Below are 14,752 nucleotides of genomic sequence, written 5' to 3'. Positions count from 1 at the left end.
GCTTCAGCCAAGCGTTAGGCTGAGTAAAATATCACCATGAATAAACGCTATGTTATCTCATCACTGGCAAAACATCATGCATCGTGTATTGAGCAGTCAATGCGGCCTGTGTCGGTTCCCTATTCAAACACCAAGCCACACAAATACTCTGCGCTGGTGCGAGCACTGTTTAAAATACCTAACTCCGGTAAAACGATGTCAACGCTGCGGTTTATCATTACAGAAAGAAGAAATGAGTACGGATAGTATTTGTGGTGAATGTCTTTCAGAGCCACCGCCATGGCAAAGGCTATACACGTTAGGCGATTACGACTTTCCCCTTTCACGGGAAGTACAGCGCTTTAAAGATCACGGAGAGTCTTGGCATGTAAAAGCATTAACCGAGCAACTGGCACAGCGCATCACCACGCCAGCTCCAATCATTACCAGTGTGCCATTGCACTGGCAGCGTTACCTGCGCCGGGGTTTTAATCAAAGTGATGTTTTAGCCCGACACCTCGCCAAGCAATTGCAGACTAATTTTGATGCGAAGGTCTTTCGTCGAGTAAAGCTCGCCCAATCACAGCGTGGTAATACCAAAACAAGCCGTGAACAAAACTTAAAAGGCGCGTTTATTCTCAATAAGCAACCTCACTCTTCCCATGTTGCCATCGTCGATGATGTAGTCACCACAGGCAGTACCGTCCGACAATTATGTCATTTACTACTTGAAGTTGGCGTAGAAAGCATCGATATTTACTGCATCTGCAGAACACCTGCTCCTCGTTCTCTCTAGATCGCTTCGCCATGCCTTAGCATCAAAAAGACTAGACCCATACGTCAACAAGAGTAGAATAGCAGCAGTAACCTACAAATTTACTCGGGTATTCGTCGTGTCAAATATTACTATTACAGAAACTGCGCAAACGCATTTCGCTAACCTTTTAGGTCAACAACCTGAAGGCACTAACATTCGTATTTTCGTTGTGAACCCAGGTACACAAAACGCTGAGTGTGGCGTGTCTTACTGCCCACCAGAAGCAGTAGAATCGACCGACACTGAACTCTCTTACAGCGGTTTTTCAGCTTACGTGGATGAGCTAAGCCTGCCATTCCTTGAAGACGCTGAAATCGATTTTGTTACCGATAAAATGGGCTCTCAGCTAACGCTAAAAGCACCTAACGCTAAAATGCGTAAAGTTGCGGACGACGCACCACTGGTTGAGCGCGTTGAGTACGTTATCCAAACTCAAGTGAACCCACAACTTGCTGGCCACGGTGGTCACGTAAACTTGGTTGAGATCACTGAAGACGGTGTTGCGATTGTTGCATTTGGTGGCGGTTGTAATGGCTGTTCTATGGTTGACGTAACACTAAAAGAAGGCATCGAGAAAGAACTGCTAAACCAGTTCATTGGTGAACTAACCGCAGTTCGTGATGCTACAGAACATGACCGTGGTGATCACTCTTACTACTAAGAGTAAACACTGTCAGAAAATGGGAGGCTTCGGTCTCCCATTTTTGTATCGATACTGAGGTGATGCTGAGATGCTTAGCTCGACTCGTAAAATCCGCTAGAAACTCAGGCGGAGTTCTCATATATTAAGAATCTTACGCATCTCGTAAACGCCAACGACACCAAGGAGCCAGCGTCATGCCGAAACGAACCCCACCAGAGATACTCTCATGCCAGACGGTTGCAAAATCCAAACTGTTTGCTGTGGAAGCGCTCGACCTTCGTTTTTCCAATGGTGAGCACCGTACTTATGAGCGTATGAAGCCAAGTGGACGAGATGCTGTAATGGTAGTCCCTGTAACAGAACAAGGCGATTTATTACTGGTGCGTGAATACGCCGCTGGAACTGAACGTTACGAGCTAGGTTTCCCAAAAGGGCTGATTGACCCAGGAGAAACACCACACCAAGCTGCGGATCGTGAGTTAAAAGAAGAAATCGGCTTTGGCTGTAATCAGTTAACCCCGTTGAAACAAGTTATCCTCGCGCCATCTTACTTTTCGAGCAAAATGACTCTATTTTTAGGACAGGCGCTTTATCCAGAGAAGCAAGAAGGCGATGAGCCTGAACCACTGGAAATTGTGCGTTGGCCACTTGCGCAAGCCGAAGAGTTATTAACTCACATGGATTTCTGTGAAGCACGAAGCATCACAGCGCTAATGTTGGCACTGAAACACTTACCAAACACCACTCACAAGCATAACCAATAACGGTCATTAGAACCGAATAACACTGTGAGTAAGGACTATCACTTATGCCAATGACAAAAGATCTATCTCACCTACTTCCTCAAGTCATCGAGATTGCCCGCAGTGCTGGGCAAATGATCCTCGAGATATATGAAAAGAAGCAATACGAGGCCTACACCAAAAGTGACGAAACTCCCGTAACAAGTGCAGATATTGCAGCTCACAAGTTCATCACAGAACGCTTGAGTGATCTGACGCCTGACATTCCCGTGTTGTCAGAAGAAGACGCAGACATAAGCTTAGAGCAACGCGCTCAGTGGGAACGTTATTGGTTAGTCGACCCTCTTGATGGTACTCAAGAATTCATCGCTCGCAGTGGTGACTTTGCCACTATTATCGCGTTGGTCGACAACAATCGACCAACCATGGGCGTCGTTTACGGTCCTGTATCTGGCGTGACTTACTACGCTTATAATGGCAAAGGCGCCTGGAAAATTCCCGACATGTCGGACAGCGTCAAAATCCATACACACAAACACGAACAGCCAGAGCAAAGCATCGCAATTGCTATTAGTCGTCGCCAAGACATCAATCGTATTACTAACCGTATGAGCAGCGCCTGGAATTACGACTTAATACCGCTCGGTTCTGCGGCATTGAAAGCATGCCTCGTCGCGGAAGGGGCGGTAGATTGCTATCTCCGACTAGGTCCAACAGGTGAGTGGGACACCGCTGCGACACAATGCATTGTTGAAGAAGCTGGCGGACGTATTCTCAGCACGCAATTAGAACCGCTGTCATATAACGAGCGGGAAACACTAGAAAACCCGAATTTTATTGTTCTTGGTGATGCGGATTTACCTTGGAATGAGATTTTACAACGCAAAGATTAAGCGCCCTATCGGTAAAATTTAGAGCACAAAATTCTAGCAATAGAAAGGCCACGAATATCTTCGTGGCCTTTTCTTTTTGACCTTCTGTACAGCACTTGGAGTATTTAGCCTACTATGTTCCAATTACTTGCAAAGCTGAACAAAAGAAACAAATCAATTAAAAATCATGACTTTAAACTTTCACTCATTCCCAATCAAGATCGAATGTACAGCGAATAGAGGTTTTAGCTTACGATGATCCAAAAGCAAAGAGAGCTGCACAATAGCAGCTCTTTTAAGATATTGGATTTTGTCACGATAGGTTAGAAGCGCCCTTGGTAATTAAACTCATATTGACCTTGAGCATTCGGCTTACCCAGCCATTTCAGTTGCTCCCCCATGCTGGATGGGAACTCTGCACCAGGTTTGAACCACGCTTTGGTTGAGTACCGTTGATTAGGCATCAGTTCAGCGGAAAACGCCGCAGAGACTTGTTTGCTGCTCTGCTCACCAGTTGCCGTCAATACACTATCCTGACAGTTTATATCGGCAATCACAGGACCGAGATCTAAGCTGCCAACGGGGCTTTGAATACCACTGGCATTCCATACTAAAGTGCCTTCACCGTTCTTACACCAAGGCGCAGCATAAGTCGCATGACGAATATTCAGCTCAAGCTGCCCATCAACACCAACAGGCACAGGGAGGCGCGCTTGCTCAACAACTTTTACCGCCGGAATCGAGGCAACTAAGTTTTTGGCATAAGGGCCATCACTTAAGCTATAGCCGACAAAACCGCGCCCACGAACGTCCATTTCACTACCACGACCAAAGCGCACAGCAAACTCAGCTTTACCTGTCAGTAGACTCGACCATTGGAAATCCCAATTAACTTCTCCAAGGTTCTGGCGCTGCCAACGAATACTAGAAGCTTGACCTTGCCATACCGAACCGTTGGCTCCTTGAATGTCCAGGCCTCTCACTGTTGGTGCTTGTTGTAACACCCAAGAGACTGGTAATCCCATTAAAAGACTGACTGAAAAAAAGACGATAAAGATAACAACGTAAAGTACTGCTCGCTTCACCTTAACCTCGCTTAAACTGAAGGCGGTTTACATCGATCATGCCCGCTTGCTCTGTTCGGTCGATATCTAAAAATTCGACTTCAATACCCTGTTGCTCTTTCAAGTAACGTAACCAATCCACTAGTTGATTAAACGCGAGTGGTTTGATCCACACTTGAACGCTCTCATTACGAGGTTGTACGCGAATCAACTCAACTTTATAACGACGAGCTGAAGAAGAAACCAACTGATTCAACGGTTGACTAGAGTAGCTCACACCGCTGCTTTTTCGCAGTGCAGTGATGCCATCCGCTTTATCTTGTACCCAAGCTAGCAACTGTTTTTCGCTTTGAATACGTGACTGAGCTAGCTCCGCACGTTGGCTCATTGGCTGTAATAAACCCCAATAAATAATACCGATAACGGCAATAGCGCCACATCCCATGACCAAACGCTGCTCACGCTGCGAGATGCTACTCCACCAAACCTGAGCTTGAGAAATTAAGTTTTTCATCATCACCTCACAAACGCTTCAAAACAAAGCTGCCAACCACAACGTTATCGCTACGGTTCAACTGACCTTGCTCAACATTAAACTTCTCTGCCAATTTCACACGAGCCTGCTCAAAAGGTTGGAAGTCTGAACTACGAGCCTGAATACGTACTTCGCCACGTTGTCCGTCGTATTTAAAGCTAGTGATCTCCAAGTCTCTGACCTGACCAAGCGTCGCGGGTAATGCCGCCAACCATGACAACATTGCCTGCTGACCACTTCCACCAGATAAGCGGCGCTCTTCATCATCCATTTGTCGTTTGAGGTAACTAACGGTAGGAATGCGTCGTTTATTTGGGAACACCTGGCGGAAAATACGCTCACTCTCCTCACGATATGCTTGAGCTTGTGCTTCGTACTTGTGGACCACGAGCAACTGCTGCGCAACCATGACGACAATAAGCACCCCCGCAGCAATGGTGGCTTTTTGCCAGAGCTTCCAGTATTTACCCCAAGAAGATTTCGGCTTGAAGCTCCCAGTCAGCAAATTGACTTTGCTTTCTGTCACCCCCTTCGCCAGTAAAGCCATCGTCATTTCTTCTGGTTGCGGATCCCATATTTCAGGTAACGCAGATTCCGGGACCGAGCTAAAGCAATCGAGCTTCCAACCTTCATGATTTTGTAGATAAGAAGAGAGGTAAAGGTCTAACCAAGAAGCGTCGACAACCGCGCCCTCTGTCGCAGAGTGACGAATTAGCCATTGCTCGCCAATCATTGCAGCACTGCTGTGCTCTCCACGAACCGGTAATGCAAGCACATCGGGTAAAATGCGTTTAATGGCGATACCTTGGCTTGAAAAACGTTGCAGTACAGTCTGAATCCAAGCACGTTCAACTGCGCAAATCTGCGCTTTGTCCGCTTGTTTACCCAACACGCTAAAGTGCAGGCCATCAACGTCCTGAGCAACTTCGTCTTCCACTAAGTACGGTAACATCGCCTCGAATTGGCGTGTTGCACCAGGTGGTATATCCACTTGCGTCAGGACCACATCATTACTCGCCAGCAGCGCCACAACTTGGCGCTGACCAGCATATGAGACCAACTCATCTAAGTGTTCCCATCCGGCGATTTCACCGCTAGCAATCACTTCCTGTTGATCTGTCGACCACACCACCCAAGGAATGGTACTTTGTTGTTCGCTACTCAGCCGAACGGTCAGAAACTCGCTCACTGATCCCTCCAAAACGACGGCGAACTACGGTCACCGTTTCTCTATTTGTACTTTGTAAAAGGCTTCGGATACGTACACGTGATTCATCCACCAACACTTGTGCATCCAATTCAAAAAAGGCGCTATCCACACCCAAATAGCCTTTGGCGTTTTTCTTTACATCTTCACTTAAGCCAGCCATTTCTGACTCTGCTAAAAATTCATCAATGCTATCCCACCCATCAAATGGGCGTTTTTCAATTAGCTGAATCGCATCACTACTGCTTAAGTTTGGTGAGAACATTGCCACCAAAATCGGAGTTTGCTCAACATCAATCGTATTCACGTTTAAACGCCAGTCATCACTTGGTAATGCACAGACCAGCGGCTCCAATTTTTGGAAAATTTCACCGCTCACCTGATAGACAGCCCGTAACTCGGAAGCATCTGCCATCCAACCATTTGATGCCAAATAGGAAGGTTTCATCGCTTCATATGTGCTGTCTTCAACCCCAGTAGTCGAACGGACAGAATCATCAGCATCAATGTATTCCCAAGTAGAGTCTGCAATGATTTCTGCTTGATATGGCTCGACATCCAACTCTTCTAATAGGCGCTGCAATACATTCACTAAATATGGTCTTGTAATTTGCTGACCCGTTGGTTGCACACGACTCAATACATTTAGATTAAAGCACGCTTGCTTGTCTCTAATTCGTCCCGCCGCTTGACCATAATCTAACGGATAGACTTGCTCTTTTATCGCCCACGGTTGACTCATATTAATCGTGTCGGTGTCTTTATAACTTTGTTCGATACCCACTTTTGCTAGCGCCTCGACGCCAAGGCTGTACCAGTACGCTTGCTGGTAATTGATTTGATTAGCGCCTCGCTGAAACTGCAAGAACAAACGTTCCGACATACTGGCAGCAACCGTCGCCATAATCGCCAGCAACATCAACACTATAATCAAAGCAACACCGCGTTGACGGTTAACCATTATTGCTGTCTCCTGAACTTTCATCTTTCTGACTCAATGTGCCATCAGGAGTGAGATAAGTGCGGGCAATTTCTCCATAGTCTTTGAGAGTGAGAACAACAGAAACCGCTTTCGGCAGCGCTTTTTCTTCAGCCCACTCTTTTTTCCATTGCTTACCATCATAGAAACGCATATCAAATGACTCGACCTGCGTTAGCAATGGAGTAACAGTACCTTGTTGCCCAACCGGCGTATCAGGATAGCGCCACCATACTCGCTGCAGTGTTTCTTCTTTTAAGCGATAGCCAACCTTGGTTACTTCTCCACGAGGGAACTGCTGCTGAGGGTTGTGCCAACCTAAACGGGCAAACATCAGCCCTTTAGTATCGGAGTCCAACAGGTAATCGGACCAAAAAATTAGCCGGCTAGCAGGCTCTTCTCCATTAGTACGTGTTTGACGCATCGCCATTTGACGAAAATCGTTATCCATCATCACCATGGCACGCTGAATTTCGTTTAAGCGTTGGGTTCGTTCTTGTGATAGCGCATTGCTACGCTGTACTTGCGATACCACTTGGTACGCAGCGACACTTAAACTGGCAAAGATTGCAATCGATACCAACACTTCAATAAGTGTAAAACCTTTTACCCTTTGGCGCGTGTTTGCGCGGGTATGATTATTGCGCCACATAGCTTCGTACCGTTACTACAGGGCTCGCGCTTTTCTCTACCGAGACGCTCACATCAAATGCTTTCAGCAATGGCTGCGTCGTGGCGACTGGCGTGACTTTCCAGAACCAAGTGCGTCCTGCCAGCTCTTCTGTGCCGTTTTTCGCTTTGAGTTCTCCGGTATTCAACATCACATTTGCCATCTGATTATCCACAACCATGGCTGCAAACATTTTTTCTTCTAAATAACTGATTGTATTAATATGCTGGCTCACGGAGCGAATGACACTGATGGCAGCGGTGGCGAAAATTGCCAGTGCGACCAATACTTCCAGTAAGGTCATGCCTCTCGTCCGGCGATGACTCAAATTGGGGCGAGCTTGCTTAAAATTGCGCATTCTCATCCTCTTTCACTTCTTCGCCCGGAGCTAATAACAAAATTTGTCCACTTTCTTTGCCAATGACTCGCCAACCGTCATTAAAGGCATCACCATTTTGCGGAAAAAAAGACAGGGTAAATGGCGTGACTTCGGCGCTGGAAAAGATAAACACTTGCGGTGGCTCAATTTTCTTTTCGTCCTCTTCTTCTGCGAACATGTCTTCATCAAAAAGAGAACCTGGTTTGAATAAGCGCTCATCATTATCCCAAGCACCACCGCCGAGTTCGAGTTGTAGCGTAATATCTTCTTCTAGCTTGGTTTTGCTCGGAATCTGCTTTAATTTCAGAGGCTGCCAACCTTCTGAGGTTAAACTCAGTAGAGCGTAGGTCGATTTGGCATCATCCACTCGAACGCCAAAATCTTTACCGCTCAGCACCGCTTCTTCATTGAGCAGCTGTAAACGCTGAAAAAAGCTTTGAGCATACTGTTTGGAAAGATCTTTTTGGCTAGTCGGTAACGTCGAGATCACGGCCACAGCCGTAAGAGATAGCAAAACCAGCACCAATAGAATTTCTATCAATGTAAAACCGTTATGTTTTCGCATTTGTTTCATTAGTGCTGGCTTAGGCTCAATTATTGGAAGTCTTGCATGTTCCAGTTGCCAATATCTGCAGCTGGACCTTCTCCACCCTCTTGGCCATCTGCGCCTAGAGTGAAGATATCGATTGTACCGTTATCACCTGGGCTTAAGTATTGGTACTGGTTGCCCCAAGGGTCATTAGGAAGACGTTTGATGTAACCACCATCACGGTAGTTGCGTGGCTCTGGGTTAGATGGCTTGCTAACCAATGCTTCTAGACCTTGGTCCGTTGTTGGGTAAACGCTGTTATCCAACTTGTACATATCTAGGGCATTTTCCAGCGCTACGATGTCCGTAATCGCTTTTTGTTGGTCAGCCTTCTCTTTGTTACCCAATAGGTTTGGAACAACGAAACTTGCCAAAATACCTAGGATAACCACAACAACCATCACTTCTAAAAGTGTAAAACCCTGTTGTTTACTACGCTTAAACTTCATTTTTTTCTCCGAAAGTTAGATTAAAGCCATGCCGTTAGTAGACACGTCTTAATTCGAAATTATCCGCTCATCAAATTATTCATTTCTAGCATTGGCATCAAGGTCGCCATCACAATGAACAACACTAATCCAGCCATTAATGCAATCAGCGCAGGAGTAAACACACCCAGAGCAATATTGACTGTTGATTCAAAGTTTTGATCTTGGTTATCGGCTGCCCGCGTCAACATGCTCTCTAATTCACCACTTTGCTCACCACTGGCGATCATGTGTAGCATCATTGGTGGAAACAAGCGGGTTTGGTCCAACGCCTTACGCAAACTAGCGCCCTCTCGAACGTTATCCGCTGCAAGCAACACTTGCTGCTTCACATAACGGTTAGACATAACATCTACCGCAACGCGCATACCCTCGAGAATTGGAATCGCACTGGAAGTACAGATCGAAAGTGTTCGCGCGAATCGTGCGGTATTCAAACCTCGAGAGATCTTACCTATTAGCGGTAAGCTCAAGATTTTTCTGTCCCAAGCTAAGCGAAAGTCTGGCTTTTGCAACGCCAGTTTGAGGCCATAGAAAAGCGCCACCAGCACAACGAAAATAATCAGCCCCCAACCTTGCACAAACTCACTGGCTGCCAGTAAAAATTGCGTCGATTGAGGTAACTCTTGGCCCATCTGAATGATGGGTTCAATGATTTTAGGAACCACTGTCGCCAATAAGAACGAAACGATGACAACCGCGAATACCACCAAAACTACAGGATAAATCATGGCTTGAAGCAATTTAGATCGCATCTTTTGGCGGTTTTCGACATAGTCTGCCAAACGCTCTAATACGGTATCGAGGTGACCTGATTTTTCGCCCGCCGCAACCATGGAGCGGTACAGTTCATCAAACACGTGTGGGTAATCGGCAAAACTGTCGGCGAGCGGATAACCCTCGGTTACTTTCGAGCGAACCGCAGCCAACATAGAACGAATCCTCGGCTTTTCAGCCTGCTCAGAGACCGCACGCAAACACTCTTCCAAAGGCATTCCTGATTGGACTAGCGTAGACAATTGCCGTGTGATGAGTGCCAGCTCAGATGTCGAGATGCCGCGCTTAAAGCTGACTGAACCTGAAGACTTAGCCGATTTAGCTTTCGTCTCGACCACTTCAATCGGGATCATCCCTTGCTCTTTGAGTCGCTGGCGCACTTGTCGGGCGTTGTCCCCTTCTATCGTGCCTTTTTTATGCTTGCCTTTTGCATCTAGCGCTTTGTACTCAAATGCCGCCATTAGGTTTCCTTCGTCACTCGCATCACTTCTTCAAGTGACGTAATACCACGACGTACTTTGCTTAAACCATCACTGCGAATACTTGGCGTATGGGCGCGAACGGCTCTCTCAATTTCTTGTTCACCAGACTCTCGATGAATCAACTCTTGCACTTGCTCATCAACCATAATGAGCTCGTGGATACCTGTTCGACCTCGGTAGCCTTTTTGGTTACACGCTTCACAGCCTTTTGCTCGGTGCAGTTCTAACGGTTCATGCGCTTCCATACCAAACAGTTTTTTCTGTTCCGCATCGGCTTCATACGGCTCTTTACAGCTTGGACAAAGCGTTCGAACTAAGCGCTGCGCTAGCACCCCTAATAACGAAGAAGAAATAAGGAATGGCTCAATACCCATATCACGTAGACGCGTAATCGCACCCACTGCGGTGTTGGTGTGGAGAGTAGACATTACCAAGTGACCCGTTAAGGACGCTTGCACTGCAATTTGTGCGGTTTCTAAGTCACGGATCTCACCGACCATCACCACATCCGGGTCCTGACGCAGAATGGCACGCAAACCACGCGCAAAAGTCATGTCGACCTTTGGGTTCACCTGAGTTTGACCGATACCATCAATATCAAATTCGATCGGGTCTTCAACCGTTAAAATGTTGCGTTCGTTGCTATTGATCTCTTGCAAGCCAGCGTACAAGGTGGTTGATTTACCAGAACCTGTCGGGCCCGTCACCAAGATGATACCGTGAGGGCGGCCAATCAAGTGACGGAAGTTGTCATGCACTGAAGGTGTCATGCCCAAACTATGTAAATCAAGACGAGTCGCGTTTTTATCCAACAAACGCATTACCACGCGCTCACCATGTGAGGACGGCATCGTAGATACACGCACGTCCACCGCACGACCACCGATACGCAACGAAATACGGCCATCTTGAGGCACACGCTTTTCTGCGATATCTAGTTTAGCCATAACCTTCACACGAGAAACTAGCAAAGGCGCTAGCTTACGACTTGGGGTCAGAACTTCACGCAATACGCCATCGACACGAAAACGAATCGAAAGGGTTTTCTCGAACGTCTCAATATGAATATCCGACGCACCTTCTTTGATCGCTTCGCCCAACATGGCGTTGATCAATTTGATGATTGGCGCATCGTCTTCCGATTCTAATAAGTCTTCATCGTGCGGCAGTTCTTCAGCCAAAGAGAAGAAATCATCGCTATCAGCACCAATATCTTCCATCAACTGACGCGCTTCAGACGAGTCGCGTTGATATGCTTCGGTCAGCTTTTTATCAAAGGCTTCTTTATCGATAGGTTGCGGTACGAAGCTTTTCTTTAATACACGACGGACTTCAACCAGAGCCGCAGGGTTAAGCGGCTCGACATAGTAAAGAATAGGTGGACGCTCAGGATGCTCTGTCTCCAGCACCAGTTTAAAGCGGTTGGCAAAACTGAATGGCAGACGACGCATACTTGGCGCTGTGTCTAACATATCAACCATTAGTTGTTTTCCATTTGATCAATAAACGCTTGAATCTCTGTTGGGTGCTGACGCTCCTGGCCAAAGGCTGGCATAACCGGGATCTTCTCGTCTGCCATCAACTTCAACCCTTGATCCGCTTTATAAAGCTGTTCTGCGCGAATAAAGTTGTATTTACGCTGCGTAATACCGTCAGCCGTCACACCATCGCGAATAATCGTCGGCTTGATGAACACCATCAAGTTACGTTTTTCTGTTTGCGTGCTAGTTGACTTGAACAGGTGACCCAGTACCGGAATGTCACCCAATAGCGGCACTTTAGACTCACTTTCAAGTGCGCGTTCATCGACCAAACCACCAAGAACCAACATCTGACCATCTTGGATCATGACAGAGGTGTTTAACTGTCGTTTAGCAAAGCGAACGTCAACCGCACCGTTTGCGCCTAATACGTTGGAAACTTCTTGTTCAATGTTTAACTGTACAGAGTCACCTTCGTTAATTTGTGGCACTACTTTGAGTTTGATACCGACTTCTTTACGGTCAACCGTTTGGAATGGGTTGTCGTTGTTTGAGCCAGCCGTAGAGCCCGTAATAACCGGAACCTCTTCACCCACAATAAATGATGCTTCGCCATTATCCATTACGGTAATACTCGGAGAAGATAGAATGTTTGAGTTGGAGTCAGAAGCAACAGCACTAATTAGCGCTGTCCAGTCACCCATGACAATACTCATTGCCGCACCATTTACTCCGCTAAGCGCTGACGCTAGCGTAGAGTAGTCACCTGATTCAGTAACATCATATGGCGTTCGTTCGCCATTAGAGTTGGTATAGTATTCAGTTCGGGTTTGATCTTTTGCTTCTTCTAGACCAACCATCACCTGACCAATCGGGGCTCCTGAGTTACCGTACTGAATTACAGCACCCGTTTCTAACGAACCCCACTGAACACCTAGGTTAATACCATCACCTTCAGACATTTCGACAATTAACGCTTCAATAAGAACCTGAGCACGACGAATATCGAGTTGAGAAATGACGTCTTGTAATGCCATCATAATATCTGGCGGCGCTGTTAAAACTAACGAGTTAGTTGCAGCGTGAGCAGCAATGACGACCTCACCACGCGATGCACCTGATGTTTTCTGACCGGCTTGTTTTTCAGCTTGCAGGTTATCGGAAACACCTTTCAATACATCCACCAAGTCTTCAGCTTTCGCATTTTTCAGGTACACAACTCGGTTGTTACCTTTTGTCGCCATTTCAACATCAAGTTGACGAATCAAACGTTTCAAGCGGGCTCTTACTTTTGGATCACCAGAAATTAAAATCGCGTTAGTACGTTCATCGGCCACAATTTTAGGTTCAAGGAACTCTGGCGTGCTTTTCTGATTCGCACTTTTATTCAGTGCTTCGACAATGCGTACCATTTCAGCAGCAGATGCATTACGCAGCTCCACCAATTCAATTTCTTTATCGCCGGCTTGGTCAACACGCTTGATGATCTCTGCTAAGCGATTCACTACTGCCGCACGACCAGTAATCAAGATAATATTCGCTGGATCATAATGAACCACGTTACCGGCACCGGCGTTATCAATCAGCTGGCGAAGTAGAGGAGACAACTCACGGACCGACACATTACGCACCGCGACAACTCGAGTGATAACACTATCGCCTTGCGCGCTACCATCACCTAACACAGGGATTGCTGAGGTTTTTGAGTCTTTTGCTTTGATAACCTTAAGTACCCCATTGTCCATCTCTACGACTGCGTAACCGTATACTTCAAGGACATTAAGGAAAAAGCTGTAATATTGCTCTTCGTTAAGTACGTCATAGCTGCGGACATCGATCTTACCGCGTACTGAAGGATCAACAATGATGGTCTTTTCGAGGTTACGACCCACTATGTTGATGAATTCTTGAATATCAGTGCCTTTAAAGCTCGCACTAAATTCGTTTGCCATTGCACCTGGTACGCAGAGTAAACTTCCTGCTAGTAGCCAAGCACTTTTGCTGAACCAATGTTTCACGTATGTCTCCCTGAACTTACGCCGGTTGCCTAAGTCTTACAATTGGATATAGATATCGTACTGTTGGCCGTCTCGCTCAACAGTTAAATTTAATTCTTGCGGATCGCTCATCACTTGCATCAGTTGTACTGAAGAAGACGGATCACTTAAATCGATCCCGTTCAGTTGAACCGCAATATCACCAGGTTGTAGCCCTACATCATTAAATAATGCGGCATCACGACCAGGTGATACTCGATAACCAACAATGTCTCCGTCTTTTTTGACGGGTGAAATGGTGATGTATTTAAAAACGCTTTGTGGATCTTTCGCAATTTCCTCGCGGATTTGCTCTAATTTCTCTCCAACGTCAGACGTCGCTGCTTCTGCTCGCTGAGCTTGCGCCCTAGCTACCTGCGGCGATTCAGATAGCTTCTTATATTCTATACCTTGCATCATTAAGGTCTCGTCTCGACCTTGGTTATCAATGATGACGCGATCCACCAATACCGCTTTTAGCGTCGCACGTGTCCCTTCGATTTCTTCACCCAAACCGTACGTAGCTTGCTTACCTCGGTTAGCAATAACAGCAAGGCTGGTATTGGCATCACTGCTGGCAACCGCACCGACTAGGGTGAGGTTAAGGCGCGTCTTAGGGGCGTCTTTAACAATAGGCTGTTCTACAACTGCCGCTTTTTGCTCAGTGAATTTACCGAATAGGTTGGCATTCTGAAGGGCATTAAAATCTATCGCGTCGCCTTTATTACTCGCAGTAACGCTACTCGCCGATGGACGCCATTGCGGCACTTCCGACGATTGAGGTATGGCTAACCACACAATTTTGCCAAGTATCCATCCGGTTATCGCAATAAACAGACAGGTAAGCAACAAGCTAAGTTTGGCTTGAATGGTATAATGATTGGACTTGATCTGAGCCAGTAGCGGTCTGCTTGATAATCCTGCACTTAGCTCTAAACGTTTCACTGAATGGATTCCTTTATTCTAACGTCCGTCATTTAAGCTATAACGATAGCTATCGACTTTAAATTG

At 46.5% G+C, this 14,752-nt stretch carries 16 protein-coding genes; 4 read left to right on the top strand and 12 right to left on the bottom strand.

Annotated features, from left to right (window positions below; genetic code table 11):
- The first annotated feature begins 49 nt into the window (after positions 1 to 49).
- The 4 genes from R7M92_RS08535 (at position 50) to cysQ (ending at position 3,075) form a co-directional block, all read left to right on the top strand.
- Positions 50 to 775: an amidophosphoribosyltransferase gene (locus tag R7M92_RS08535; protein WP_025998648.1), complete on the top strand. Its 726-nt coding sequence runs from the start codon at positions 50 to 52 to the stop codon at positions 773 to 775.
- Between the two features lie 97 nt (positions 776 to 872).
- Positions 873 to 1,457 carry a Fe-S biogenesis protein NfuA gene (nfuA, locus tag R7M92_RS08530; RefSeq protein WP_005379313.1) on the top strand — a complete coding sequence of 195 codons (585 nt, stop codon included), beginning with the start codon at positions 873 to 875 and terminating at the stop codon, positions 1,455 to 1,457.
- A 176-nt stretch (positions 1,458 to 1,633) separates the two neighbouring features.
- Positions 1,634 to 2,203: an ADP compounds hydrolase NudE gene (gene nudE / locus R7M92_RS08525; RefSeq protein WP_005379309.1), complete on the top strand. Its 570-nt coding sequence runs from the start codon at positions 1,634 to 1,636 to the stop codon at positions 2,201 to 2,203.
- A gap of 44 nt (positions 2,204 to 2,247) precedes the next feature.
- Positions 2,248 to 3,075 (top strand): 3'(2'),5'-bisphosphate nucleotidase CysQ, encoded by an 828-nt coding sequence (gene cysQ / locus R7M92_RS08520; RefSeq protein ID WP_005379308.1) that lies wholly within the window; start codon positions 2,248 to 2,250, stop codon positions 3,073 to 3,075.
- 302 nt (positions 3,076 to 3,377) lie between these two features.
- Here cysQ and R7M92_RS08515 read toward each other — a convergent pair whose 3' ends face one another.
- From R7M92_RS08515 to gspC, 12 genes are read right to left on the bottom strand one after another with little or no spacing between them, the layout of a single operon-like run.
- Positions 3,378 to 4,139, bottom strand: a complete 762-nt coding sequence (locus R7M92_RS08515) for a type II secretion system protein N (protein WP_062730773.1) — start codon at positions 4,137 to 4,139, stop codon at positions 3,378 to 3,380.
- A gap of 1 nt (position 4,140) precedes the next feature.
- Complete coding sequence (locus R7M92_RS08510; protein WP_005383002.1) at positions 4,141 to 4,632, bottom strand: type II secretion system protein M; 492 nt, start codon at positions 4,630 to 4,632, stop codon at positions 4,141 to 4,143.
- A gap of 7 nt (positions 4,633 to 4,639) precedes the next feature.
- The gene (gene gspL / locus R7M92_RS08505; protein WP_318133136.1) at positions 4,640 to 5,842 is read right to left on the bottom strand and encodes a type II secretion system protein GspL; all 1,203 of its coding nucleotides are present in this window, start codon (positions 5,840 to 5,842) and stop codon (positions 4,640 to 4,642) included.
- Positions 5,811 to 6,821: a type II secretion system minor pseudopilin GspK gene (gspK, locus tag R7M92_RS08500; protein WP_005382999.1), complete on the bottom strand. Its 1,011-nt coding sequence runs from the start codon at positions 6,819 to 6,821 to the stop codon at positions 5,811 to 5,813. Before gspK ends, gspL begins: the two co-directional genes overlap by 32 nt.
- Positions 6,814 to 7,491, bottom strand: a complete 678-nt coding sequence (gene gspJ, locus R7M92_RS08495) for a type II secretion system minor pseudopilin GspJ (protein WP_318133134.1) — start codon at positions 7,489 to 7,491, stop codon at positions 6,814 to 6,816. Before gspJ ends, gspK begins: the two co-directional genes overlap by 8 nt.
- Positions 7,478 to 7,867: a type II secretion system minor pseudopilin GspI gene (gene gspI, locus R7M92_RS08490; protein ID WP_017635009.1), complete on the bottom strand. Its 390-nt coding sequence runs from the start codon at positions 7,865 to 7,867 to the stop codon at positions 7,478 to 7,480. Before gspI ends, gspJ begins: the two co-directional genes overlap by 14 nt.
- Complete coding sequence (locus R7M92_RS08485) at positions 7,854 to 8,453, bottom strand: prepilin-type N-terminal cleavage/methylation domain-containing protein (RefSeq protein WP_017635010.1); 600 nt, start codon at positions 8,451 to 8,453, stop codon at positions 7,854 to 7,856. Before R7M92_RS08485 ends, gspI begins: the two co-directional genes overlap by 14 nt.
- 29 nt (positions 8,454 to 8,482) lie before the next feature.
- Positions 8,483 to 8,926, bottom strand: coding sequence for a type II secretion system major pseudopilin GspG (gspG, locus tag R7M92_RS08480; protein WP_005379298.1), 444 nt, complete (start codon positions 8,924 to 8,926; stop codon positions 8,483 to 8,485).
- A gap of 59 nt (positions 8,927 to 8,985) precedes the next feature.
- Positions 8,986 to 10,203, bottom strand: coding sequence for a type II secretion system inner membrane protein GspF (gspF, locus tag R7M92_RS08475; protein WP_025768303.1), 1,218 nt, complete (start codon positions 10,201 to 10,203; stop codon positions 8,986 to 8,988).
- Entirely contained in the window at positions 10,203 to 11,705 is a 1,503-nt protein-coding gene (gene gspE, locus R7M92_RS08470; RefSeq protein ID WP_005379296.1) for a type II secretion system ATPase GspE, read from the bottom strand. The genes gspF and gspE overlap by 1 nt, the downstream gene beginning before the upstream one ends.
- On the bottom strand, positions 11,705 to 13,723 hold the full coding sequence (gene gspD / locus R7M92_RS08465; protein WP_005379295.1) for a type II secretion system secretin GspD: 2,019 nt from the start codon (positions 13,721 to 13,723) through the stop codon (positions 11,705 to 11,707). The genes gspE and gspD overlap by 1 nt, the downstream gene beginning before the upstream one ends.
- 36 nt (positions 13,724 to 13,759) lie before the next feature.
- On the bottom strand, positions 13,760 to 14,686 hold the full coding sequence (gene gspC / locus R7M92_RS08460) for a type II secretion system protein GspC (RefSeq protein ID WP_115385654.1): 927 nt from the start codon (positions 14,684 to 14,686) through the stop codon (positions 13,760 to 13,762).
- Between the last annotated feature and the right edge of the window lie 66 nt (positions 14,687 to 14,752).

Origin of the sequence: Vibrio sp. Vb2880 (assembly GCF_033337975.1) — a bacterium.
Classification (GTDB): Bacteria; Pseudomonadota; Gammaproteobacteria; order Enterobacterales; family Vibrionaceae; genus Vibrio; species Vibrio alginolyticus.
Note: the sequence above shows the minus strand (reverse complement) of the source record. Positions and strands in the feature narration are given on the sequence as shown.

What these genes read in the sequence shown, in the direction of transcription:
- R7M92_RS08535 (WP_025998648.1), top strand. Translation starts at nt 50, where the DNA reads ATGTTATCTCATCACTGGCAAAACATCATGCATCGTGTATTGAGCAGT.
- nudE (WP_005379309.1), top strand. Translation starts at nt 1,634, where the DNA reads ATGCCGAAACGAACCCCACCAGAGATACTCTCATGCCAGACGGTTGCA.
- cysQ (WP_005379308.1), top strand. Translation starts at nt 2,248, where the DNA reads ATGCCAATGACAAAAGATCTATCTCACCTACTTCCTCAAGTCATCGAG.
- R7M92_RS08510 (WP_005383002.1), bottom strand. Translation starts at nt 4,632, where the DNA reads ATGAAAAACTTAATTTCTCAAGCTCAGGTTTGGTGGAGTAGCATCTCG.
- gspK (WP_005382999.1), bottom strand. Translation starts at nt 6,821, where the DNA reads ATGGTTAACCGTCAACGCGGTGTTGCTTTGATTATAGTGTTGATGTTG.
- gspJ (WP_318133134.1), bottom strand. Translation starts at nt 7,491, where the DNA reads ATGTGGCGCAATAATCATACCCGCGCAAACACGCGCCAAAGGGTAAAA.
- gspI (WP_017635009.1), bottom strand. Translation starts at nt 7,867, where the DNA reads ATGCGCAATTTTAAGCAAGCTCGCCCCAATTTGAGTCATCGCCGGACG.
- R7M92_RS08485 (WP_017635010.1), bottom strand. Translation starts at nt 8,453, where the DNA reads ATGCGAAAACATAACGGTTTTACATTGATAGAAATTCTATTGGTGCTG.
- gspG (WP_005379298.1), bottom strand. Translation starts at nt 8,926, where the DNA reads ATGAAGTTTAAGCGTAGTAAACAACAGGGTTTTACACTTTTAGAAGTG.
- gspF (WP_025768303.1), bottom strand. Translation starts at nt 10,203, where the DNA reads ATGGCGGCATTTGAGTACAAAGCGCTAGATGCAAAAGGCAAGCATAAA.
- gspE (WP_005379296.1), bottom strand. Translation starts at nt 11,705, where the DNA reads ATGGTTGATATGTTAGACACAGCGCCAAGTATGCGTCGTCTGCCATTC.